The 22,431-nt window shown below is 58.9% G+C and carries 15 protein-coding genes, 3 rRNA genes and 1 pseudogene; 16 read left to right on the top strand and 3 right to left on the bottom strand.

Translation table 11 applies throughout. The features are described from left to right. Nucleotides 1–7 precede the first annotated feature (7 nt). From AS189_RS14790 to AS189_RS14760, 7 genes are all read left to right on the top strand, one after another. Nucleotides 8–1,306 (top strand): acetylornithine transaminase, encoded by a 1,299-nt coding sequence (locus AS189_RS14790; protein ID WP_129587420.1) that lies wholly within the window; start codon nt 8–10, stop codon nt 1,304–1,306. Further along, nucleotides 1,306–2,298 carry an ornithine carbamoyltransferase gene (gene argF, locus AS189_RS14785; RefSeq protein WP_062290522.1) on the top strand — a complete coding sequence of 331 codons (993 nt, stop codon included), beginning with the start codon at nt 1,306–1,308 and terminating at the stop codon, nt 2,296–2,298. Before AS189_RS14790 ends, argF begins: the two co-directional genes overlap by 1 nt. Nucleotides 2,299–2,300: 2 nt before the next feature. Beyond that, nucleotides 2,301–2,834 carry an arginine repressor gene (locus AS189_RS14780; RefSeq protein WP_062290521.1) on the top strand — a complete coding sequence of 178 codons (534 nt, stop codon included), beginning with the start codon at nt 2,301–2,303 and terminating at the stop codon, nt 2,832–2,834. A 142-nt stretch (nt 2,835–2,976) separates the two neighbouring features. Beyond that, nucleotides 2,977–4,182 (top strand): argininosuccinate synthase, encoded by a 1,206-nt coding sequence (locus AS189_RS14775; protein ID WP_062290517.1) that lies wholly within the window; start codon nt 2,977–2,979, stop codon nt 4,180–4,182. 2 nt (nt 4,183–4,184) lie between these two features. Continuing rightward, nucleotides 4,185–5,663, top strand: a complete 1,479-nt coding sequence (argH, locus tag AS189_RS14770; protein WP_062290514.1) for an argininosuccinate lyase — start codon at nt 4,185–4,187, stop codon at nt 5,661–5,663. Between the two features lie 95 nt (nt 5,664–5,758). Further along, complete coding sequence (locus tag AS189_RS14765; protein ID WP_062290512.1) at nt 5,759–6,496, top strand: maleylpyruvate isomerase family mycothiol-dependent enzyme; 738 nt, start codon at nt 5,759–5,761, stop codon at nt 6,494–6,496. A gap of 391 nt (nt 6,497–6,887) precedes the next feature. Continuing rightward, a complete protein-coding gene (locus AS189_RS14760; protein ID WP_237759870.1) occupies nt 6,888–7,751 on the top strand; it encodes a hypothetical protein in 864 nt (287 codons plus the stop codon). A gap of 99 nt (nt 7,752–7,850) precedes the next feature. On the opposite strand, the gene AS189_RS14755 is transcribed toward AS189_RS14760, so the two are convergent. Further along, on the bottom strand, nt 7,851–8,261 hold the full coding sequence (locus AS189_RS14755) for a hypothetical protein (RefSeq protein ID WP_062290507.1): 411 nt from the start codon (nt 8,259–8,261) through the stop codon (nt 7,851–7,853). Nucleotides 8,262–8,380: 119 nt separating this feature from the next. Continuing rightward, entirely contained in the window at nt 8,381–9,280 is a 900-nt protein-coding gene (locus AS189_RS14750) for a DNA-3-methyladenine glycosylase family protein (protein WP_062290504.1), read from the bottom strand. 186 nt (nt 9,281–9,466) lie between these two features. On the opposite strand from AS189_RS14750, the pseudogene AS189_RS19590 reads away from it, so the two are divergent. Beyond that, nucleotides 9,467–10,018, top strand: a pseudogene (locus AS189_RS19590) (DNA-3-methyladenine glycosylase); the annotation flags it as partial. On the opposite strand, the gene AS189_RS14745 reads toward AS189_RS19590, so the two are convergent. Beyond that, on the bottom strand, nt 9,957–10,616 hold the full coding sequence (locus AS189_RS14745) for a GNAT family N-acetyltransferase (protein WP_082634336.1): 660 nt from the start codon (nt 10,614–10,616) through the stop codon (nt 9,957–9,959). The pseudogene AS189_RS19590 and the gene AS189_RS14745 overlap by 62 nt on opposite strands. A 100-nt stretch (nt 10,617–10,716) precedes the next feature. Between AS189_RS14745 and AS189_RS14740 the strand changes: the two genes are divergently transcribed. The 8 genes from AS189_RS14740 (at nt 10,717) to AS189_RS14705 (ending at nt 22,353) form a co-directional block, all read left to right on the top strand. Next, nucleotides 10,717–11,268, top strand: coding sequence for an adenine phosphoribosyltransferase (locus AS189_RS14740; protein ID WP_062293769.1), 552 nt, complete (start codon nt 10,717–10,719; stop codon nt 11,266–11,268). A gap of 91 nt (nt 11,269–11,359) precedes the next feature. Then, entirely contained in the window at nt 11,360–13,600 is a 2,241-nt protein-coding gene (locus AS189_RS14735) for a HelD family protein (RefSeq protein WP_062290498.1), read from the top strand. Nucleotides 13,601–13,719: 119 nt separating this feature from the next. Further along, a complete protein-coding gene (gene tyrS / locus AS189_RS14730; RefSeq protein ID WP_062290494.1) occupies nt 13,720–15,030 on the top strand; it encodes a tyrosine--tRNA ligase in 1,311 nt (436 codons plus the stop codon). A gap of 530 nt (nt 15,031–15,560) precedes the next feature. Beyond that, nucleotides 15,561–17,094: ribosomal RNA gene (locus AS189_RS14725) — 16S ribosomal RNA — on the top strand. A 568-nt stretch (nt 17,095–17,662) separates the two neighbouring features. Next, nucleotides 17,663–20,836 (top strand): 23S ribosomal RNA (locus AS189_RS14720). 236 nt (nt 20,837–21,072) lie between these two features. Then, nucleotides 21,073–21,189, top strand: a 5S ribosomal RNA gene (gene rrf / locus AS189_RS14715). Together the 16S, 23S and 5S rRNA genes form the textbook arrangement of a ribosomal RNA operon. Before the next feature lie 288 nt (nt 21,190–21,477). After that, nucleotides 21,478–21,855: a hypothetical protein gene (locus tag AS189_RS14710; protein WP_062290491.1), complete on the top strand. Its 378-nt coding sequence runs from the start codon at nt 21,478–21,480 to the stop codon at nt 21,853–21,855. A 9-nt stretch (nt 21,856–21,864) separates the two neighbouring features. Then, a complete protein-coding gene (locus tag AS189_RS14705; protein ID WP_062290488.1) occupies nt 21,865–22,353 on the top strand; it encodes an SRPBCC domain-containing protein in 489 nt (162 codons plus the stop codon). Nucleotides 22,354–22,431 lie beyond the last annotated feature (78 nt).

Genomic DNA, 22,431 nt, shown 5'->3' with positions numbered 1-22,431 from the left:
AAACAAGATGGCCCTGGGCTCGGCCAATGCCGCAGCCGTGACGGGGACCGGAACCAGCGCGCAATGGCTGGCCCGCTACAGCGATTCCCTCATGGGCGTGTTCGGCAGCCCACAGCGAGTACTGGTCCGCGGCGCCGGCGCCCTGGTCTGGGACGCCGATGGCAAGGAATACCTGGATCTGCTCGGCGGCATCGCCGTGAACGCACTGGGTCACGCCCACCCGTTCGTCACCTCGGTGATCGCCAGCCAACTCTCAACATTGGGCCATGTCTCCAACTTTTTCACCAGCCCCACACAGATCGCGTTGGCCGAAAAGTTGCTCGAACTGAGCCAGGCTCCCATGGGATCCAAGGTGTTCTTCGCCAACTCCGGAACCGAGGCCAATGAAGCGGCGTTCAAGCTGGCCCGCTCCCACGGCGGCAAGGAACGCCCCACCATTTTGGCCCTCGAGGGCGCTTTCCACGGCCGGACCATGGGGGCACTGGCCATGACGGCCAAGGCTGCATACCGTGAACCGTTCGAGCCCATGCCTGCCGGCGTCCGCCACATCGCGTTCAACGACATTGCCGCCCTGCGCGACGCCATGGACGGCAGCGTCGCCGCCCTGATCATCGAACCCATTCAGGGCGAAGCCGGCGTCCGCCCGCTCTCCCCGGAGTATCTGCAGGCCGCCCGCGAACTGACACGCGAACACGGCGCCCTGCTGATCCTGGACGAAGTACAGACAGGCATTGGCCGCACAGGCAGTTGGTTCGCCGGAATTACCGCGGGCGTCCTCCCCGACGCCATGACCCTGGCCAAGGGCTTGGGTGGCGGCTTCCCCATTGGTGCCATCATCACTTTCGGCGAAGAGCCCTCACAGCTGCTCAGTGCTGGCCAGCACGGGACTACCTTTGGTGGAAATCCGGTGGCCACGGCTGCTGCGTTGGCAACATTGCACGTTCTGGAGTCTGCGGATGTGCTGGCTAACGTGCTTGCCGTCAGCGAGATCTTCGCCCAAGGCTTGGCCAAGATCGACGGCGTCACGGACGTTCGCGCTTTCGGCCTGCTGATCGGTTTTGACTTGGCCGAGCCCGTGGCTGCCGGCGTTGTCAGTGCAGCGTTGGAGGCAGGCTTCATTGTCAATGCTCCGCGCCCCAACACCATCCGCCTTGCCCCGCCGCTGAACTTGACGGCCGCACAGGCACAGTCCTTCCTGGCAGCCCTGCCCGCATTGATCGCAACGGCCACGGCCGCAACAAGCGCCGCCGCAACAAGCGCCGCCGCAACAAGCGCCGCCGCAACAAACAAGGAAAAGAGCTCCTGATGACCCGCCACTTTCTGGTAGATACCGATCTGAGCCCCGACGAGCAGGCCGAGGTTCTGGAACTTGCCGTACAGCTGAAGAAGCAGCCTTACTCCAAGAGCACCTTTGCCGGTGACGGCTCTGGCGCCCAAACTGTAGCGGTCATTTTCGATAAGACCTCCACCCGAACCCGCGTCTCCTTCGCAGCTGGCGTTGCTGCCTTGGGCGGTAACCCGCTGATCATCAATCCCGGAGAAGCGCAGATCGGCCACAAAGAATCCGTGTCCGACACCGCCAAAGTCCTGGAGCGCATGGTCTCCACCATCGTGTGGCGCACGTACACCCAGGCGGGTCTGGAGGAAATGGCCGCCAATTCCAAGGTGCCAGTCATCAACGCCCTCTCCGATGACTACCACCCGTGCCAGCTGCTCGCGGATTTGCTCACCATCAAGGAACACAAGGGCGAGCTGGCCGGACTGACCATGACCTACATGGGGGACTCCGCCAATAACATGGCCAACTCCTACCTGCTGGCCGGGGTCACTGCCGGCATGCACGTGCGCATCACCGGACCTGCCGGGTATCTGCCAGCTGACGCCGTCGTGAGTGCCGCACAAGAGCGCGCCGCCCAGACCGGCGGTTCGGTGCTCATCACCACTGACGTTGCGCAGGCTGTTGCCGGCGCCGATGTCCTGGTCACCGACACCTGGGTTTCCATGGGGCAGGAAGATGAGAAGGCTGCGCGCATGGAGCTCTTCACCGAGTACGCGCTCGACGACGCCGCCCTCGCCCAGGCCGCTCCCGACGCGATTGTGCTGCACTGTCTGCCTGCTTACCGCGGCTACGAGATTTCGGCCTCAGTCATTGACGGCCCGCAGTCCGTGGTGTGGGATGAAGCCGAGAACCGCCTGCATGCCCAGAAGGCGCTCATGGTCTGGCTGGTGGAGCAGAGCGCTGCCGAGAATGCCGTTATCAGCGCCGCCTTGGCCGACGCCGCAGGAACCGGCGTTTAGTCATGAGTAAGCACTTAATCCCGGCAGGAATGCCTGCCACCAAGACGGCCAGGCAGGCAAGGGTCGCGGCCCTATTGACCAGCCGTGCTGTTCGCTCCCAGGCGGAGCTGGCCACGCTGCTGGCTGCCGACGGACTGGTGGTTGGCCAGGCGACGTTGTCGCGTGACTTGGTGGAACTGCGGGCGGTACGAGTGCGCGGCAACGATGGCGGATTGATTTACGCCCTGCCAAAAGAGGGTGGGGACCGCAGCGTTCACACGGCCTCATCCCAAGAGCTGCTGGATACCCGTCTGATCCGCCTGTGCGGGGAATTGTTGGTCACGGCCGAAGGCTCGGCCAACATCGCCGTGCTCCGCACACCTCCCGGAGCGGCAAACTTCTTGGCTTTGGCCATTGACCATTCGGTCATGCCCGCCATCCTGGGCACTATTGCCGGGGATGACACTGTCATGGTCATCAGCCGGGACGCCAATGGCGGGGTGGACGTGGCTGAACGCTTCTTGCAGTTTGCTGCTGAATCCAGTGCCGGGGCGTAGCCTGAGCTGGTAGGTGAGGTGTCCGCCGTCGTACTTTTTGGACACGATGAATATCTTTTAGCAAGAATGCATAATCATGCATTATGCTTGGTGTAACGCAAGAAAAAACTTTGAGAAGTTATCAATTTAGGGAGACAAGAACGTGACTGAACGCATTGTATTGGCCTACTCCGGCGGCCTTGACACCTCGGTTGCCATCGGCTGGATCGGTGAAGCAACCGGTGCTGAAGTAATCGCTGTGGCAGTGGATGTAGGACAGGGTGGCGAGTCCCTCGAGGACATCCGCCAGCGCGCCCTGGCCTGTGGCGCCGTCGAAGCTTACGTTGCCGATGCTCGTGACGAATTCGCCAACGAATACGCCATGCCCACGCTGAAGGCCAACGCCCTCTACCAGGGTCACTACCCGTTGGTTTCGGCCATCTCCCGCCCCGTGATCGTCAAGCACCTCGTGAAGGCTGCCCGCGAATTCGGCGCCACCACTGTTGCTCACGGTTGCACGGGCAAGGGTAACGACCAGGTTCGCTTCGAAGTTGGCATCCAGACTCTGGGCCCGGACCTGAAGTGCATTGCACCGGTCCGCGACCTGGCACTGACCCGCGACAAGGCCATCGCCTTCGCTGAGGCCAAGGGCCTGCCGATCGAAACCACCAAGAAGAACCCGTACTCCATTGACCAGAACGTCTGGGGCCGCGCCGTAGAAACCGGTTACCTCGAAGACATCTGGAACGCTCCCACCAAGGACATTTACGACTACACGGCCACCCCGGAATTCCCGCCGGCACCGGATGAAGTCATCATCTCCTTCCGCCAGGGTGTCCCCGTTGCCATTGACGGCGTCAAGGTCTCCCCGCTGCAGGCAATCCAGGAACTGAACCGCCGCGCAGGCGCTCAGGGTGTTGGGCGCATCGACGTTGTTGAAGACCGCTTGGTCGGCATCAAGAGCCGCGAAATCTACGAAGCACCCGGCGCCATGGCCCTGATGACGGCCCACAAGCACCTCGAAGACATCACCATCGAGCGCGAGCAGGCCCGCTTCAAGGCCACCATCAGCCAGCGTTGGGCCGAGCTGGTCTACGACGGCCAGTGGTTCTCCCCGCTGAAGCGCTCACTGGACGCCTTCATTGAAGACACCCAGCAGCACGTCAACGGTGACATCCGCATGACCCTGCACGGTGGCCAGGCCATTGTGAACGGTCGCCGCTCAGACACCTCCTTGTACGACTTCGATCTGGCCACCTACGACACCGGTGACACCTTCGATCAGTCACAGGCCAAGGGCTTCATCGAGCTGTGGGGCATGTCCTCCAAGGTTGCTTCCCAGCGCGACCAGCGCGTTCTGGGCCTGTAACCATGGCTGATTCCAATCAGGGCCCACAGACGCAGGGGTCCCCGGCCGAGCGCAGCGAGGTCGGGGTGCGTTCGGGGACCAACGAGGGCGCACTGTGGGGTGGCCGTTTTCAGGGCGGCCCCGCAGATGCCCTCGCGGCACTGAGCAAGTCCACACACTTTGACTGGCGCCTGGCACTGTATGACATTGCCGGTTCCAAGGCGCACGCCCGTGTTTTGAACACGGCCGGGCTGCTGGACGCTGGCGAGCTTGAGGGCATGCTGGCCGCACTTGACCAGCTCGAAGCTGATGTTAAGTCGGGTGCCTACGGCCCGTCCGAATCCGATGAGGACGTGCACGGCTCCCTGGAACGCGGCTTGATTGAGCGTGCAGGTACGGCCTTGGGCGGCAAGCTCCGTGCCGGCCGTTCACGCAACGATCAGGTGGCGACGCTGGGACGCATGTACTTGCGCGAACATGCCCGGATCATTGCTGCCGGAGTGCTCTCCGTCATTGATGCCTTGGTGGAGCAGGCAAAGGCGCACCACGGTGTGGCCATGCCGGGGCGGACGCACTTGCAGCACGCGCAGCCGATCCTGCTCAGCCATCATTTGCTCGCTCACGCCTGGGCACTGCTGCGTGATGTGCAGCGATTGGTTGACTGGGACAAGCGTGCAGCGGTTTCGCCCTACGGTTCAGGGGCACTTGCCGGCTCCTCACTGGGGCTGGATCCCAACGCGGTTGCTGCTGATCTGGGCTTTGACTCCGCAGTATGGAACTCCATTGACGGCACCGCTTCACGCGATGTCTTCGCCGAGTTCGCATGGGTCGCCGCCATGATCGGTGTTGACCTCTCCCGCGTTTCCGAGGAAGTCATCTTGTGGGCCACCAAGGAGTTCTCCTTTGTGACCTTGCACGATTCCTACTCCACGGGATCCTCCATCATGCCGCAGAAGAAAAACCCCGATGTGGCCGAGCTCGCCCGTGGCAAGGCAGGGCGCCTCATCGGCGATCTGACCGGGTTGCTGGCAACGCTCAAGGGCTTGCCCTTGGCCTACAACAGGGATCTGCAAGAAGACAAGGAGCCCGTCTTTGACGCGGCTGACACCTTGGAACTTCTGCTCCCGGCAGTTTCTGGCATGTTGGCAACGCTGGTGTTCAACACCGAACGCATGGAAGCACTGGCTCCCCTGGGCTTTGCACTGGCGACTGACATTGCTGAATGGCTGGTCCGCCAGGGCGTGCCGTTCCGTGACGCTCACGAGCTTTCCGGTGCTGCCGTCAAGGTTGCCGAAAGCCGCGGCGTGGAGCTGTGGGACCTGACCGATGAAGAGTACGCGGCGATCTCCGAGCACTTGACCCCCGAGGTTCGTACGGTTCTGAGCACCAAGGGCTCGCTCAACAGCCGCAACGCTCAGGGCGGCACCGCGCCTTCGGCAGTACTGGCGCAGCTGGCGGCCCTTGAGGGGCAACTGGGCGAGGTTCGCACCTTCCTGGCCTGACCGGCGTCGCGCTTCGTCAAAAGCGTGTGAGAGGAAATGCCCGCATCCGTAGTGGATGCGGGCATTTCTCGTTCAAGGACGGATAGGCTGAACCCATGACTGAAATTTCTAACGTGCAGCTGATGGACCGCCTGAAGATTGCGGCGGACAACGTAAGCGCAAAGCTGGGGAGCCTCACGGACGCCGATGTTCTGGTTCCCACTGATCTGCCTGGCTGGACCCGGGGACACGTGCTGGCGCACATCGCCCATGTTTCCAATGCCGTAGCCCGGCAGCTTGAGTACGCGCTGCGCGGGGAGCTGGTTGACTTTTACGACGGCGGCCAGGGCGGGCGCACGCAGGCAATCGAGATGAACGCCGGTCATTCCGCCGACGAGCACAGGGCGTACCTCACGGCGGCCTTCACCCGGGCGCTGTCCGTTCTCGACGGGCTCGACGACGCGCAGTGGGGACTGCCTGTCAGCTATCGAAACGGTGATGTGCGGGGAGTGGCGCTGGCCTACTGGCGCGAACTTGTCATCCACCTTGCCGATCTGCAGCTGGGACGCGGGCCTGAAACCTGGTCCAAGGAGTTCTGCCTCTACCTGATCGGTTTCCTCAACGCGCGTGTGCCGCAGGACATTACGCTGAAACTGCTGCCCTTGGCGTTGCCGCCCATGACTGTCGGCTCGGGTGAGAACACCGTGTCCGTGCAGGGCATGCTGACCGACATCGCCGCCTGGCTGTCGGGACGCACGCCCACCATGGGCAGCCTGCGCGCCGAAGCTGCCGCGGATTCAGTGCCGTTGCCGGCGCTGCTGCCTTGGCCGTCGGCGTTCGCCGCCAAGCCCTAGCGTTCCGCGCTCCGCTCCGTTCCGTTCCGTTCCGCTCCGTTCCGTTCCGCTCCGCTCCGTTCCGTTCCGCTCCGCTCCGTTCCGTTCCGCTCCGCTCCGTTCCGCTCCGCTCCGTTCCGCTCCGTTCCGTTCCGCTCCGTTCCGTTCCGCCCCGCTCCGCCCCGCTCCGCTCCGTTCCGCCCCGCTCCGTTCCGCGAAAGGTGAGTAGTTGCTAATGTTGCGCCCGAACATTAGCAACTACTCACCTTTCGATGCAGCGATGCCTAAACTTGCCTGTGGATAACCTCAAAATGGCCAGTTTTTCGCGAAACAATGGAATATGCGCCGCTCCGAGCTCCCACAGCATTTGCGGCGGAGATCGTTCACTACGAAGTCCGCCGACCATGCCGGTGTGCCGCATTGCCGAACCTATGCCAAGGATCTGATCCGAGTCTCGCGTGGCATTCTTGTTCCCGCTGGGGTCTCGGTCCAAGGTGTGGCTGCACTCATGGCGTACACCGAGGCCAATCCCTCCCATGTGCTCAGCCATGGCACGGCGGCGAGGTTGTGGGGAATTCCCCTGCCGTATCGCGTCCAAGAGGACTGGCGGATTCACCTGGCAAATCCCAGCTCCGCATCGTGGGCGCCGCGCCGCGTCAACGTGGTGGGGCACCGTCTGGCCCTTGCGGCAGAGGAAGTCTTCAGGCTCGACGGCGTTCGGCTCACGAGTCTCGCACGAACATGGCTGGACCTGGCAGCATGCCTGTCGCTCAACGAGCTCGTCGCGGCAGGGGATCACCTTGTTTGCAGCCACGGAGCAGACTTTCCTGTGCCGCGCACGGCGATGTGCAGTATCGATGATCTGGCCGCCACCATGGCTCGTCACCCAGGAATGCGCGGCATGCGTAACGCCCGCGCTGCCTTAAGCCTTGTTCGTGTTGGCGTCGATTCGCCGCCAGAAACAATGATGCGGCTGGCGCTGATCGAGGCAGGTCTGCCGGAACCGGAAACCAACGTCGTTGTGAACGACGAATACGGCCAAGCTGCCCTGTGGCCGGACGGCGCCTACCGCCAATATCGCTTTAGCCTGCAATACGACGGTAACCATCACGATGGTCGGGATCAGTATCAGAGTGATATTCGTCGGCTCGAGACCACCAAACGACTGGGTTGGGAGGAGATTCGGATTTCTCGCGACGATGTTCGCGGCGAACATCCACAAGTTGTGCGGAAAATTACGGCGGCGCTGCGGTCGCGGGGCTGGAAGCCTCAATAACCTCCGTCGAGGATGCAGTAGTTGCTAATGTTCCGGCGAAACATTGCTCACTACTCACCTTTCGCGGAGGCGGCGGAGGCGGAGGGGCGGCGGAGGCGGCTAGGAAGAGTGGTTGCCCTGGCGGATGGAACCGACCAGGATCTGTTGGACGAGGTCGGAGTCAAGGAATTGTGCCAACTGCCTGCGGACCTGAACTTTTCCGGGGTCCCCGTTCAGGTAGCCCCACAGCATTTGCTCGTTGAAATCCGGCCGGACGAGCATGTCGGCGACGAATTCGGCCTCTGCTGGCCGATGCAAGGCGGCAAACCAGTGGTGGATCCGAGTATTGGCCATGCGGAGGATTCCGGCCATAACGCTGTCCAAGTCGGCGTGGCACTCCGGGCCCGCCGAGACAATGGCATGGAGGGCTAAAGCCGTGACGCTGGGATCTCTCGTCGGAGTGGTACCGATGCTGTGATTGCTCGGTACAAACCCAGCTTCTTCGGTCACGTCTGCGATCTTGCCGTTCATGGCGCTCCTCACGATGGCACGTGGTGGTTGGCGCTTGAAGACGGCCAGCCGCTAATCCGAGACTAGGCCGAATCTGCTGCCACGGGTGAGAATGGCTGGTCGATTCCACGCTTTGTCCCTCAAAGTGGTGACAGAATTGCCGGGGGCTTTTCCCCGGAAATTCGCCACAGATGCAAGGTGGCATACGAGCGCCACGGCTTCAGTGATTCGGCCATGCGGCTCAACTCAGGAGTCTTGATGCGCCGAGCCTCGGCCAAGGTGTCACCGCGCAGCAGTCCATAGCCGTTGCGGACGGCCGCGTCTCCGGGCAGAAAGACGTCCCCGCTGCCCAGTACGCGCATGGCCACGTACCCCACTGTCCACGGGCCGATGCCGGGGATGGGTAGCAGTTTTTGTGCCAACGACTCAAAGCTGTCCTCGGCATTGATCGCCAGGGTACCCTCGGCCAGCAGTGCTGCGACTGCCATGATGGAATCGATCCGGCGTTGCGGGCCACGGAGAATTGACCGGCCACCGGCGGCAATTTCGGCGGCGCTGGGGAAGAGCTGCGTCATCGATTCATGCGGCAGTCGGCTCGGGGTGGCTAGCGCTAGCAGCTGGGTCAGAGCCGTGCGGGCTGCAGCTACCGTGATTTGCTGGCCCACCATGGCTCGAATGAGAATCTCCGCCGGATTCACACACCCCGGAAGCCTGATTCCGGGCAGTGCAGCCACGCGCGGTGCGAACAGCGGATTGCTCGCTAAGAGCTGATCTGCTGCACCGGGGTCGTGGTCCAGATTGAACAAATGCCGCACCATGGACACCAGCTCAGTGGCGTCGGCAGGGTCTTCGACCTGGTGCTCCAGCCAGAGCCCGGCACCGTCCCAGCTGACATGGAACCATCCGTGGCCTCCCGCAAGAGCAACGGTGCGGGCATAACTGGTGCCACTGGATTCCTCCACTCCGGCAACAGCGCGTGCCGCCAAAAATTCGAAGATGCCAGGCTCAAACGGTTCGATGAAGTCCAATGCAACGGCCATGAAAGTATTCTTCCATGCCTTGCTGCGCCGAAAATCGACTACCGAAAACACTCCCACTGCTAAGTTGGGAAGATGAGTTCGCCCATCGACATCCTGGAGCTGCTGCAGCGTCCTGCCCCCGAGGTGGCCCCTTACTTGTTGGGCGCCTTGGTGCGGCACTAGAGTCCCCAAGGTCCCGTCGTCGTACGTCTGAGCGAGGTGGAAGCGTACCTGGGGCCGCGCAATTCCGAGGCGCCGGACCCTGGCTCGCACAGCTACGGGGGTCAGACCGAGCGGAATTCGGTCATGTTTGGCCCGCCCGGGCACCTCTACGTGTACTTCAGCTACGGCATGCACTTCAGCGCGAATCTGGTCTGCCGCCCCGAGGGGCTCTCTTCGGGGTGCCTCATGCGCGCCGGAGAGATTGTGCAAGGGCTTGAGCTAGCCCGCTCGCGCCGTCCCACTGCCAAGCACGACGGCGAGCTGGCGCAAGGTCCGGCGCGCCTCGCCAAGGCCCTGGGGTTTGCTCGAGAACATAATGGTCTCTACGCCCTGAGTGGGCAGGTCACCGTGACTCTTCCTGACACGCCCGCCTTGAATGTGTTGTCCGGGCCGCGGGTAGGAATCAGCGGCCCAGGTGGCTCGTCAGAGTACCCGTGGCGATTCTGGCTGGAAGGGGACCGTACGGTCTCAAAATTCAGGCCGGGAGTGGTGCGTTCTCCACGTCCTGGCGCATCAATTGCTCCGAATACTCAATGAGTTCAGTCACTTCAGGAAGTAGATCCGCAGGGGTCAAGCGCTGGACCAGACTTGAGCGCGACGCCGGCCATTCATGGTCCAGCAGCGAGTACACACAGGTGTCCACGCGCGTTCCGTCAGGGCCACGGCGGTAGCCACGCAGCACCCCATCCAAGGAGGCTCCCAGCTTCGCAATGGCGGCGGCGCTGCGAACGTTGCGGGCATCGCAGCGCAAGGTCACCCGGTACACGAGCAGCTCCTCGAAGGCGAACGTTAGCAGCGCCAGTTTCGAGGCGGCATTAACGTTTCGACCCCAGTATTTCCGGCCAAAAAACGTCATTCCAAGCTCAACCCGGGACTGCTCCGGAACATAGTCGTAGAGACTGGTGGTCCCTGCAACGGTGCCGGTCTCTTCATCGATGACGGCAAAGGCAATGACGGAGGGATCGGCGATCCGGGCCGCGAATAGCCGTTCCAAAGCACGTTTGGACGTTGGCCGTTCCGTGGCCATACCAGCCCACATATCCACATCGATGTAGGGGTACAAATCTGCCGCGTGACGACGCCGTAACGGCACAAGCCGGACACCATGTCCGGGGAGCGAAATGTTGTGTTGCACGGAAGATATATAAGCACCTTTTTTCAGTTCGCAAAAGCCCCCAACTTTGACGCTGTACCGTTGAAGGGTGAACGAGAGATTAAGTGCCCCCGAAACACCCATTTCCGCCCCCAGCCAAGGCGTCGAAACCCCGCAGGTTTCCGCTGTTCTTGATGAGTTGTGCGCCACCGTAGAGGACTACCCAACAGAGGGCATTGTTTTCAAAGATTTAACCCCCGTTTTTGCCGACGGAGCGGCGTTCAAACTCATGGTTGATTCGATCGTGAGTGCCTACGCAGGAAAGTTCGACGCCGTTGCCGGAATTGAGGCTCGAGGATTCCTTTTGGCTGCGGCTGCTGCATACGCCACGGGAACCGGTGTGATCACCATCCGTAAGGCAGGAAAACTGCCCCGCGAGGTCTTCGCCGAAAGCTATGCGCTGGAATATGGCAAGGCAACCCTTGAATTGCACAAGGACGACGTACCAGTTGGCACGCGTGTGCTAATTCTGGACGATGTTCTGGCTACCGGTGGCACTATCGGCGCGGCAGCTGCCCTGCTGGAGCGCTCAGGTGCCGTGGTGGCCGGTGTTGGCGTTGTGCTTGAAATTGGCGGCTTGCCGGGACGGGAAAACCTGGCCGGTTACGAAGTGGTTTCGCTTCAAGTCGTTTGACGTTTTGGTCCTGGCCAGCGGCCACGCCGTTGACGGGATAGACTAGACGGTCCGCCTTTTGGCGGGATGCCTTACATTTCAGGAGCCTTGCATGTATGACGACGAGTTGGCCCACGAACGCAGCTATGTTGACGGCCTTTACGGGCGCCTGGATGAACTCCGCGTCGAAAAGGTTGAGCAGCTGGCGGAGGTGCGCCAGGCAAAGTCCATGGGTACGCACCAGAACCGCTCTGAACGTGACGCATTTGCCACACTCTATGAGAACCGGCTGGCACAACTAAACGCCGTTGATGACCGGCTGGTATTTGGCCGGCTAGATCTTGACGACGGTCAGGCCCGCTACATTGGTCGGATCGGGCTGCTGTCGCAGGATCTGCGCCAGCTGCTCATTGACTGGCGTGCGCCCGAGGCGGGCACGTTCTATCAGGCAACGGCCTTTGAGCGCATGGGGGTGCGCCGCCGTCGGCATTTGCTGTTGAAAGGGCGCACCGTCAAGGCTATTGAGGACGACGTCCTGGACCACACCATGCTGGTGCACGGCGAACACGTTCAAGGTGAAGGTGCCCTGCTGGCCGCGCTAAATTCCAAGCGCACCGGTCGCATGAGCGATATTGTCGGCACCATCCAGGCCGAGCAGGACCGGATCATCCGCTCACCTCTCAGCGGTGCGTTGGTGGTCCAGGGCGGGCCAGGAACGGGAAAGACTGCCGTGGCACTGCACCGAGCCGCGTACTTGCTCTACACCCATCGCGAACGCCTGCAGTCCTCTGGCGTGCTGTTGGTGGGCCCCTCCAACGCCTTCATGAAATACATTGAGCGCGTGCTGCCCTCCCTCGGTGAGACCGGCGTGGTCATGGCCAGCGTGGGCAACTTGTTCCCCGGGGTGCAGGCTGTGGCGTCGGAAACGGCGGAAACTGCTGAGCTCAAGGGCCGTCTGGACATGGTCCGCGTGGTGGCCAACGCCGTGGCAAACCGTCAACGTGTGCCAGAAGGCGATGTCAGGCTCGACGTCGAAGGCACCCGTTTGGTGCTAACCGTTCGCCAGGTGCGTCGCGCCAGGGAACGGGCGCAGGCCACTGGGCTGCCGCACAATGAGGCGCGCGTTGGCTTTGTCAAGACCCTGCTGCGCGAACTCACCGAACAGCTGCGCGAGCACATTGAATCGGCAGGAGCTGGCAACAACGCCGACAGGTCCTACCTGGCCGAGGACGTCCGCTCGTCCCGCGATGTGCGCGTGATGCTCAACCTGTGCTGGATGCCGATGACGGCTGCGCAGCTCGTTGACGACATGTTCAGCAAGCCGGAAATCCTGCGGGCTGTCACACCCAATCTCAGCGACGCGCAACGCAGCCTGCTCCTGCGTAGCCCCGGCTCGCCCTGGAGCGAATCGGATGTGCCGCTCCTCGATGAAGCCGCTGAGCTCTTGGGCGAGATGGACGCTAGCGGTGGCCGTGCCCAAGCCAGTGTCGAGTCCCAGCGCAAGCGGGATTTGGTCAACGCTGAAAAGGCCATCTACAACGTGAATCAGCTGCTAGAGGACTCCGGTGTGGATGGCATGCTCACAGCGGAGCAGCTGGCCGATTTCAATGTTGTCCAAGCCGCGTCCCAGACAAGTGCCGAACGCGCCTTGACGGACCGCAACTGGGCCTACGGGCATGTGGTGATCGATGAGGCACAAGAGCTTTCGCCCATGCAGTGGCGCGTGCTGATTCGCCGCTGCCCCGTGAAGTCCTTCACCATTGTGGGCGATATTGCCCAGACCAGCTCCGCTTCCGGTGCCACCTCCTGGCATCAGGCGCTCTCTCCTTTCCTGGGGGAGCGGTGGAATGTTGAGGAGCTCACGGTCAACTACCGCACGCCCATGCAAATCGCCGAAGCCGCCGTGCGGATGGCCAATGCCGCCGGTCAGGTGGTCTCCGCCCCCAAGGCAGTGCGCGACGGCGAATGGGAACCCCTTGTTGATCGGGTTGCCGCTGCCGAGGTGGTTGCTCAGGTAGTCGCGGTCATGCCGGAGGAGACTGCCGCTGTGGGCGGGGGACTGGTAGCTGTTATTGCCCCTCCGTCTATGGTGGCCGAAACCACGGCAGCACTGCGTGCCGTCTATGGTTCACGGATCGGCCATGGAGCCGGATCGTTGGATCAGGACATTGTGGTGATTGACCCGCACGAGGCCAAGGGGCTGGAATTCGATGGCGTCATCATCGTTGAACCGGCAGCATTGCTAGCAGGTGCCCATGGGCGCGTTGGTGACCTGTACGTGGCCATGACCCGCCCCACCCAGCGGCTGCGTCTGATCACCTCGGCACCGCTTCCGGCTGGGATCGAAAAGTAGCAGACTCCTGGACTTCTCGCTTGTCCTTGTCGCTGTAGCCGTCACTGCGGTGGCTACAGCGACAAGTTCGTCAACGGCGCAATGGCTAAGAAATGCCGTGGTGCTGGTAATTTTGTGGTGTGTCTTTGCAAACTGAACTCCGCGCCCCTGAGAACGATTCCAGCTTCGCCAATGTTTGGCAGGAGCTCAAGTGGCGAGGCCTGGTCCAGGTCTCCACCGATGAAGCAGCCCTTGAGGAACTGCTCGCCGGCGAACCGATCACGTACTATTGCGGCTTTGACCCGACCGCACCCAGCCTCCACTTGGGCAACTTGGTCCAGCTGTTGACCATGCGTCGCATGCAGATCGCCGGCCATAAGCCACTGGGTCTTGTGGGCGGTTCCACCGGCTTGGTGGGGGACCCGCGTCCCACGGCTGAGCGCACCATGAACTCCAAAGAGACAGTTACCGAATGGGTTGGCTACCTGCAGGGCCAGGTGCAGCGCTTCCTGTCTTTCGAGGGTGAGAACGCCGCCCGCATGGTCAACAATCTCGACTGGACCGCGCCCATGAGCGCCATCGATTTCCTGCGTGACATTGGCAAGTACTTCCGGGTCGGCACCATGATCAAGAAGGACATTGTTGCTTCCCGCTTGAATTCCGACGAGGGCATCAGCTACGCCGAATTCAGCTACCAGATCTTGCAGGGCATGGACTACCTGGAACTGTTCCGCCAGTACGGCTGTGTCTTGCAACAGGGTGGCTCCGACCAGTGGGGCAACCTGACCAGCGGCACCGATCTGATCCGCAAGGTTGAAGGCGCCTCCGTGCACGCACTGGGCACGCCGCTAATCACCAACTCTGATGGCACCAAGTTTGGCAAGAGTGAAGGCAATGCCATCTGGCTCGACGCCGCCATGTGCAGCCCGTTCGACATGTACCAGTTCTGGCTCAACACGGCAGATGCCGATGTAGCGGACCGCCTGAAGGTGTTCACCTTCCTCTCCCGCGAAGAGATTGCTGCAGTTGCGGCTGCCGTTGCGCAAAAGCCCCAAGCCCGCGAAGGCCAGCGAACACTCGCCTTCCAAGTGACCTCACTGGTGCACGGTGTGGACGCCACGCTGAAGGTCATTGCGGCATCGGCTGCCCTGTTCGGCCAGGGCGAGTTGTCCGATCTGGACAGTGCAACACTGGAATCGGCAACACGCGAATTGCCGCATGCCTCAGCTCCTGCGGCCGGGGTGAGCATTGTTGAATTGTTGGTCGCCTCGGGACTGTCCAAGACCAATTCGGAAGCCCGCCGAACAGTGGGGGAGGGTGGCGCCTACGTGAACAACACCAAGGTCACCGACCTTGACGCTGTTCTCGGGGCGTCCGAGGCATTGCATGGCAAGTACTTGCTGGTGCGCCGCGGCAAGCGGACCTTGGCCATGGTGGAACTGGCCGTCTGACTCACGCTTGCCGGCCCCACCTGAGAGTTTCCCTAGAAGCCCGCCCCCGATTTGCGTGGGGGCGGGCTTCTGTGTATTGTTCTATCTGTTGCTTGCACAAGGTTGAGCCGCTTCGAAAGAAGCACCGACTCCCAATTTGCAGTCAACCTAATCTGATAAATCTGAATTTGAATATCATTGGCTCTCTGAGTTGGAATATTCAAATGGAAATATTGATTCGAGTAATTCATGGAGTGACCAGCCGCACATGGTGCGGAGTGGACAAAATGAATACAAATGAAATAGAGTATGGATATCGCAACGATGAAAACTAATGATGAAATATTGATTAGTAAGTACTCGAATGCAGTTGTTGTTTGAGAACTCAATAGTGTGCCAAGTTTTATTGATACCAATTTATTTATATTGAATTGGTTATTTGGTTGTGTGTTGCCGCCCCTGTGGTGATGCATGATCGTTTAGCTGGTTTCGAATTTAGTGCATGCTTTCATTACCTTTTTCCGGTGTGATTGTGTGTGTCTGTTTAGTTATTAACGGAGAGTTTGATCCTGGCTCAGGATGAACGCTGGCGGCGTGCTTAACACATGCAAGTCGAACGATGAACCCGCTTGCGGGGGATTAGTGGCGAACGGGTGAGTAACACGTGAGTAACCTGCCCTTAACTCTGGGATAAGCCTTGGAAACGGGGTCTAATACTGGATATTGACTTTACCTCGCATGGGGTTTAGTTGAAAGATTTATTGGTTTTGGATGGACTCGCGGCCTATCAGCTTGTTGGTGAGGTAATGGCTCACCAAGGCGACGACGGGTAGCCGGCCTGAGAGGGTGACCGGCCACACTGGGACTGAGACACGGCCCAGACTCCTACGGGAGGCAGCAGTGGGGAATATTGCACAATGGGCGAAAGCCTGATGCAGCGACGCCGCGTGAGGGATGACGGCCTTCGGGTTGTAAACCTCTTTCAGTAGGGAACAAGGCCACACGTTGTGTGGTTGAGGGTACTTGCAGAAGAAGCGCCGGCTAACTACGTGCCAGCAGCCGCGGTAATACGTAGGGCGCAAGCGTTATCCGGAATTATTGGGCGTAAAGAGCTCGTAGGCGGTTTGTCGCGTCTGCCGTGAAAGTCCGGGGCTCAACTCCGGATCTGCGGTGGGTACGGGCAGACTAGAGTGATGTAGGGGAGACTGGAATTCCTGGTGTAGCGGTGAAATGCGCAGATATCAGGAGGAACACCGATGGCGAAGGCAGGTCTCTGGGCATTAACTGACGCTGAGGAGCGAAAGCATGGGGAGCGAACAGGATTAGATACCCTGGTAGTCCATGCCGTAAACGTTGGGCACTAGGTGTGGGGGACATTCCACGTTTTCCGCGCCGTAGCTAACGCATTAAGTGCCCCGCCTGGGGAGTACGGCCGCAAGGCTAAAACTCAAAGGAATTGACGGGGGCCCGCACAAGCGGCGGAGCATGCGGATTAATTCGATGCAACGCGAAGAACCTTACCAAGGCTTGACATGAACTGGAAATACCTGGAAACAGGTGCCCCGCTTGCGGTCGGTTTACAGGTGGTGCATGGTTGTCGTCAGCTCGTGTCGTGAGATGTTGGGTTAAGTCCCGCAACGAGCGCAACCCTCGTTCTATGTTGCCAGCACGTAATGGTGGGGACTCATAGGAGACTGCCGGGGTCAACTCGGAGGAAGGTGAGGACGACGTCAAATCATCATGCCCCTTATGTCTTGGGCTTCACGCATGCTACAATGGCCGGTACAATGGGTTGCGATACTGTGAGGTGGAGCTAATCCCAAAAAGCCGGTCTCAGTTCGGATTGGGGTCTGCAACTCGACCCCATGAAGTCGGAGTCGCTAGTAATCGCAGATCAGCAACGCTGCGGTGAATACGTTCCCGGGCCTTGTACACACCGCCCGTCAAGTCACGAAAGTTGGTAACACCCGAAGCCGGTGGCCTAACCCCCTTGTGGGGAGGGAGCTGTCGAAGGTGGGACTGGCGATTGGGACTAAGTCGTAACAAGGTAGCCGTACCGGAAGGTGCGGCTGGATCACCTCCTTTCTAAGGAGCACCAAACGCCGCGATCGGCTCCGCATGGAGACGTATTGGTGGTGTGAGGAGTAAAGACTCATTGCCAGAACGCATGTTTCTGGGTGAGTTGCTCAAGGGTGGAATATCAATAAAATAGGTGCCTGCTGGTACATGGCGATCTGAATCGAGTACACCGTCCCTTTGGGGGTGGGAGGAAAAGTTCATCAAGGATTGTTGTGTTGTGGTGGGTGGTGTTTGGCACACTGTTGGGTCCTGGAACAACAACGTTCCTTCCTTCGGGTTGGAGTTGTGTTGTGCCTGGTTTCCTGCACATGACGGACTTACTGACGAAAGACACTTTGGTGTTTGTTGGTGGGGATGTGTGTGGTGGGGTTGTTGTTTGAGAACTACATAGTGAACGCGAGCATCTTTTATAAGAAAGCAATTTCTTTGAGAAAATGAATGAACCTGGATCTGATGCTGCATCCTTTTGTGGTGTGGTTGATGTTTTCATGGTTCTCTCGATAATCAAGATACATAAATCATGATGCAGGGCCTCTTTGTGGGGTGTTGTGTTGTGTTTGACCCGCTTGTGTGTGGTCAAGTTTTTAAGGGCACACGGTGAATGCCTTGGCATTAGGAGCCGAAGAAGGACGTAGGAATCTGCGATAAGCCTCGGGGAGTTGATAACCAAACTTTGATCCGAGGGTGTCCGAATGGGGGAACCCCGCTACCCGGTGTAAGTCGAGGTGGTGACCTGCACCTGAATATATAGGGTGTGTGGAGGGAACGTGGGGAAGTGAAACATCTCAGTACCCACAGGAAGAGAAAACAATAGTGATTCCGTTAGTAGTGGCGAGCGAACGCGGATCAGGCTAAACCGTGTCATGTGTGATAGCCGGCGGGCGTTGCATGGTGCGGGGTTGTGGGACTTACCGTTCTGATTCTGCCGGATCAGTGAGGGGAATGGTGCATGTATAGGTGAACGGTTTTGAATGGCCGACCGTAGAGGGTGAGAGTCCCGTAACTGAAATGCAGTGCACTCCCTGGAAAGTATCCCAAGTAGCACGGGGCCCGAGAAATCCCGTGTGAATCTGTCAGGACCACCTGATAAGCCTAAATACTACCTAATGACCGATAGCGGACAAGTACCGTGAGGGAAAGGTGAAAAGTACCCCGGGAGGGGAGTGAAATAGTACCTGAAACCGTGTGCTTACAATCCGTCAGAGCAAGCGTGCACCTTTGGGTGTAGTTGTTCTTGTGATGGCGTGCCTTTTGAAGAATGAGCCTGCGAGTTAGTGTTACGTCGCGAGGTTAACCCGTGTGGGGAAGCCGTAGCGAAAGCGAGTCTGAATAGGGCGAGTTTAGTGGCGTGATCTAGACCCGAAGCGAAGTGATCTACCCATGGCCAGGTTGAAGCGCGTGTAAGAGCGCGTGGAGGACCGAACCCACTTCAGTTGAAAATGGAGGGGATGAGCTGTGGGTAGGGGTGAAAGGCCAATCAAACTTCGTGATAGCTGGTTCTCCCCGAAATGCATTTAGGTGCAGCGTTGCGTGTTTCTTACTGGAGGTAGAGCTACTGGATGGCTAATGGGCCCTACAAGGTTACTGACGTCAGCCAAACTCCGAATGCCGGTAAGTCAGAGCGTAGCAGTGAGACTGTGGGGGATAAGCTTCATAGTCGAGAGGGAAACAGCCCAGACCACCAACTAAGGCCCCTAAGCGTGTGCTAAGTGGGAAAGGATGTGGGATTGCTTAGACAACCAGGAGGTTGGCTTAGAAGCAGCCATCCTTAAAAGAGTGCGTAATAGCTCACTGGTCAAGTGATTCCGCGCCGACAATGTAGCGGGGCTCAAGTACACCGCCGAAGTTGTGGATTTCAAACATTGCCCTAGCCAGTAGGTTCGTCCTTTGGTTCAGGGGTTTGGAGTGGTAGGGGAGCGTCGTGTAGGCATTGAAGTCGCAGTGTGAACTAGCGGTGGAGCCTACACGAGTGAGAATGCAGGCATGAGTAGCGAAAGACGGGTGAGAAACCCGTCCGCCGAATGATCAAGGGTTCCAGGGTCAAGCTAATCTGCCCTGGGTAAGTCGGGACCTAAGGCGAGGCCGACAGGCGTAGTCGATGGACAACGGGTTGATATTCCCGTACCGGTGAAGAACCGCCCCTATTGAACCAATAATACTAACCACCCAAACCACCATTGAGTGTCCTTCGGGACCAGGGTGTGTGGGGAGCGTGGGACCTGAGTTGGGGATGTAAACGTATTAACAGGTGTGACGCAGGAAGGTAGCCGAGCCGGGCGATGGTAGTCCCGGTCTAAGGACGTAGGAAACACGATAGGCAAATCCGTTGTGTTGTCTTCAATGACGATTCTGAGATCTGATGGGACCCCCGCATGGGGGAATTCGGTGATCCTATGCTGCCTAGAAAAGCATCGACGTGAGGTTCAAACCGCCCGTACCCCAAACCGACACAGGTGATCAGGTAGAGAATACTAAGGCGATCGAGAGAATTATGGTTAAGGAACTCGGCAAAATGCCCCCGTAACTTCGGGAGAAGGGGGGCCTGCCATGTGAAGGACACTAGCTGTCCGTGAGCGTGTGTGGGCCGCAGAGACCAGGGGGAAGCGACTGTTTACTAAAAACACAGGTCCATGCGAAGTCGCAAGACGATGTATATGGACTGACTCCTGCCCGGTGCTGGAAGGTTAAGAGGACCGGTTAGCTCAACTTGTTGAGCGAAGCTGAGAATTTAAGCCCCAGTAAACGGCGGTGGTAACTATAACCATCCTAAGGTAGCGAAATTCCTTGTCGGGTAAGTTCCGACCTGCACGAATGGAGTAACGACTTCCCCGCTGTCTCAACCATAAACTCGGCGAAATTGCAGTACGAGTAAAGATGCTCGTTACGCGCAGCAGGACGGAAAGACCCCGAGACCTTTACTATAGTTTGGTATTGGTGTTCGGAGTGGCTTGTGTAGGATAGGTGGGAGACTGTGAAGCGACAACGCTAGTTGTTGTGGAGTCATCGTTGAAATACCACTCTGGTCACTTTGGACATCTAACTTCGGCCCGTAATCCGGGTCAGGGACAGTGCCTGATGGGTAGTTTAACTGGGGCGGTTGCCTCCTAAAAAGTAACGGAGGCGCCCAAAGGTTCCCTCAGCCTGGTTGGCAATCAGGTTTCGAGTGTAAGTGCACAAGGGAGCTTGACTGTGAGAGGGACACCTCGAGCAGGGACGAAAGTCGGGACTAGTGATCCGGCGGCACATTGTGGAATGGCCGTCGCTCAACGGATAAAAGGTACCTCGGGGATAACAGGCTGATCTTGCCCAAGAGTCCATATCGACGGCATGGTTTGGCACCTCGATGTCGGCTCGTCGCATCCTGGGGCTGGAGTAGGTCCCAAGGGTTGGGCTGTTCGCCCATTAAAGCGGTACGCGAGCTGGGTTTAGAACGTCGTGAGACAGTTCGGTCCCTATCCGCTGCGCGCGCAGGAAATTTGAGAAGGTCTGTCCTTAGTACGAGAGGACCGGGACGGACGAACCTCTGGTGTGTCAGTTGTACTGCCAAGTGCATCGCTGATTAGCTACGTTCGGATGGGATAACCGCTGAAAGCATCTAAGCGGGAAGCCCGCTTCAAGATGAGATTTCCATACACCTAAACGTGTGAGAGGCCCCCAGCAGACCACTGGGTTGATAGGCCGGATGTGGAAGCGAGGACTAAAGACTCGTGAAGCTGACCGGTACTAATAGGCCGATAACTTACACCACACACACTCTTATATGACATGAGTATGCTCGCGTTCACTATGTGGTTCCCAACCAACAAACCCATCAAGGATTTGTTAAGTTGAAACCAAAAAAAACAGGTTCCTTTACTGTGACTCTACCCACCAGTTCCTGGTGAAAAGAGAAACACGAAGAGCCTGTATAATAAAATACTGTTGTTCCATAACAAGAACACCCAACAAGCCACCCAACCAGGAAACTGGAACTGGGGAACGAGTTACGGTGGTCATAGCGTGGGGGAAACGCCCGGTCCCATTCCGAACCCGGAAGCTAAGACCCACAGCGCCGATGGTACTGCATTCGTGAGGATGTGGGAGAGTAGGACACCGCCGGACAACACGTAAAAAAAGGGTCGAGGCCCCACACCAACACTGGTGTGGGGCCTCCCCACATTTAACACCCCGAACAAACACGGCCACCCCACCCCGGGTGGCCACACTTATTTAACAACCAGAACTACACCGGGTGCATCCAGGCTCGCCAGCGCAACTCAGGATCAGCTGCCCATGCATGCAGCCGGCGTCGTCCATAAAAGGCGTTTGGGGGAGTGCCTGTCAGTTCTCATGTCAGACCCTTGGGTTAGCCTTCAAGTGTCAGTCAGGATATCGGTGAGGAGGAAGGCAGTGCTTGCTTTGGAAGAAGCGTTTGAGTGCAAACCGTGGTGTGAAGAGACTCTGTCCCAGAATTGGCACGAGTGCACCATGCGCATGCGCCTCTATGACCACAGGGACTACGTGGCGAAGGATGTGGTTGTTTCCTTGGACCCGGAGTTTGCTGAGCAACGGGCCTTGTTGGCCAGGTTTACGCCGCCAGTTGCTCATCTCATCAACTTGTTTGTGATGGACGGGCAAGAAGATGGCGATCCGGTCGACATGGCGATCGAACTTTGGCGCGTCGCCAAAGACGTGGATGAACCCTCGGCCGTGATTCCCTTGGACCTGCACGGGCTTAAGGATCTCCATAAGGCGGTGGGGCAGGCCATTGCCTTACTTGAAGAGTAAGGTTGCCTGATGCATAATCTTTTTTCCCACACCCCTGAGCCGGACTACGTTTCGCCACGTGAGGCCGATCCGTGTGAGCAGTCAGTCATTATTGATGTTCCGGTTGATCAGGCGTTCGACGGCTTCTCTGATTCCGTCCATCTTTGGTGGCCTGTTGCGGAACAGAGTGTGTTTGGGGAGGGTAGCCACGTCGCCATCTTGCGGGACCATTTGGTGGAAGAGTCGGAGGATGGCGATGAAGTGATTTGGGCGGAGATTCAAGAGTGGGATTCGCCGGGACTTATTAGATTCCATTGGACTCTTGGTGACGAAAATTTAGGTTCCAATGACGTAGACGTAAAGTTTGAAACCGCGAACGAAAGCATGACGCGCGTAACGATCAGCTGGGAGCAAGTTCTCGATCAGCAAAGTGACTCAGAGAACGCCTTTACTTGTGATTGGTCACTCATCTTGTCCAGATACGCCAGATTCATGGGTGGAGCCGTTCATCTCGACTAGACTAGAGGATGGACCAAGGGGTCCAAGGATTTTTCGTAGAATATCAATAGTGAAGAGCGGCTGTTACTGTGCCAGTTA

The sequence above is a fragment of the Arthrobacter alpinus genome (assembly GCF_001445575.1).
In the GTDB taxonomy this organism is placed as follows: Bacteria; Actinomycetota; Actinomycetes; order Actinomycetales; family Micrococcaceae; genus Specibacter; species Specibacter alpinus_C.
Note: the sequence above shows the minus strand (reverse complement) of the source record. Positions and strands in the feature narration are given on the sequence as shown.

What these genes read in the sequence shown, in the direction of transcription:
- argF (WP_062290522.1), top strand. Translation starts at nt 1,306, where the DNA reads ATGACCCGCCACTTTCTGGTAGATACCGATCTGAGCCCCGACGAGCAG.
- AS189_RS14780 (WP_062290521.1), top strand. Translation starts at nt 2,301, where the DNA reads ATGAGTAAGCACTTAATCCCGGCAGGAATGCCTGCCACCAAGACGGCC.
- argH (WP_062290514.1), top strand. Translation starts at nt 4,185, where the DNA reads ATGGCTGATTCCAATCAGGGCCCACAGACGCAGGGGTCCCCGGCCGAG.
- AS189_RS14705 (WP_062290488.1), top strand. Translation starts at nt 21,865, where the DNA reads ATGCATAATCTTTTTTCCCACACCCCTGAGCCGGACTACGTTTCGCCA.
- AS189_RS14750 (WP_062290504.1), bottom strand. Translation starts at nt 9,280, where the DNA reads ATGGCCGTTGCATTGGACTTCATCGAACCGTTTGAGCCTGGCATCTTC.
- AS189_RS14765 (WP_062290512.1), top strand. Translation starts at nt 5,759, where the DNA reads ATGACTGAAATTTCTAACGTGCAGCTGATGGACCGCCTGAAGATTGCG.
- AS189_RS14790 (WP_129587420.1), top strand. Translation starts at nt 8, where the DNA reads ATGGCCCTGGGCTCGGCCAATGCCGCAGCCGTGACGGGGACCGGAACC.
- AS189_RS14755 (WP_062290507.1), bottom strand. Translation starts at nt 8,261, where the DNA reads ATGAACGGCAAGATCGCAGACGTGACCGAAGAAGCTGGGTTTGTACCG.
- AS189_RS14735 (WP_062290498.1), top strand. Translation starts at nt 11,360, where the DNA reads ATGTATGACGACGAGTTGGCCCACGAACGCAGCTATGTTGACGGCCTT.